The 1,343-nt window shown below is 65.9% G+C and carries 1 protein-coding gene; it reads right to left on the reverse strand.

The window, feature by feature from the left end:
* On the reverse strand, positions 1-913 hold a 913-nt coding region (locus NS331_RS27455; RefSeq protein ID WP_153013060.1), incomplete at its 3' end, for an IS110 family RNA-guided transposase.
* Positions 914-1,343 lie beyond the last annotated feature (430 nt).

The following is a 1,343-nucleotide window of genomic DNA, read 5'->3' on the forward strand; positions in this document are numbered from 1 at the left end:
TGCGTGCGCTCGTGCTCAGCCCCTTGTTGCGCTGCGTCTGGTAGAAGTCCTTCCACGTCTTCGTGCGCGCCGCCGACATCGCCGCGGCGTACAGCAGGCGCCGACTCTCAGGCCAGCCCTTCTTCGACAGGTACCGTTGCCCCCTCTTCTTGCCCGAGTCGTTCGGGCGAGGGTCCAGCCCCGTGAAGGCGACCACCGCGTCGGCACTGGCTGTCGGCATGCGCCCGAAGATCATCACCAGCAAGGAACCACAGACTGGTCCCAGCCCGGGCACGGACGTGATGTGATCGAACGCTTGGCGGCTCGCCGGATCGGCCCGGATCTCGCCCTCGATTGCCTCGTCGATGCGCTGGATGGCTTGCCGCAGCGCCTGGAGCACCGGCTCGTCCACGCGCGCCAGGGCCTTGTTGTGAGCGCTGGCCTGCGCCAGGGCGCTGCGCTGGCGAACCAGCGTGGCGCGGTGAGCCAGCAGCTCGCGCAGAGCCACTTGGCTGGCGGTGAGTGGCTGCCACGGCCGCAGCTTCGAATGTTCGTTGCAAACGTAGCGCGCCAGCACCAGCGCATCCATCCGGTCGGTCTTGCCGCGCTGGCCTACGGACTTCGCATAGTTGCGCACATCCAGCGGGTTCAGCACATGCACACGCAGGCCTGCAGCGTGCGCGGCCAGCGCCAGGGGTGCGTGGTAGCGCCCGGTGGACTCCATGCCCAGCACGCTCGAAGGCGGCACTGCGCGCAGCAGTTGGGCAATGCCAGAGGCTGTGTTGGCAAATCGGCGCACGCCGGGCTTTCCATGCTCCGCGACGTCCAGATGGGCGCTGGCGACATCCACGCCTACGAACGCAGTAGCCGGATGAGTCTTCATTGCGCAAAATACGAGCGCCGGGATGTGCCTGCTGTCGGCGTGAGCTTGCAAGAATCGGGGATCGTTGCTGCACAGCGCGTGCAACGTCGCCAGGTTCCTTATCGACGCTCGGCGCAGGGATGGGGTGATGACTCAGGGTGTCGGTCGGTTGGGTCTGAAGCAACCGCCGATGCTTGTCGATGTCCCTACATCCCGGCTCCTCGCCCTTTCTTACGGTTTGGTTGATGGGAACCAAACCATACAAGCTTGTCGAAGGGCGTTGACGCCCCATGCCCCGGCTTCGACAGGCTCAGCCCGAACGGTCTTCTATGGACCGACCCGTGCCAGCTTGCACGGCGCGAGGAAGGAAAGTGACAGCGTCATTCGTGCCAACGCCTACGCGACTGACTGGCTTTTCGAAGGACGCCAAAGGGAAGCACCACGCCCGATCACCCTGGAGCCGGCCCCGGCCCGCCCGGCCACCCAGCCTCACAGCGTCCCA

This window comes from Pseudacidovorax intermedius (genome assembly GCF_001476815.1).
Classification (GTDB): domain Bacteria; phylum Pseudomonadota; class Gammaproteobacteria; order Burkholderiales; family Burkholderiaceae_C; genus Xenophilus; species Xenophilus intermedius_A.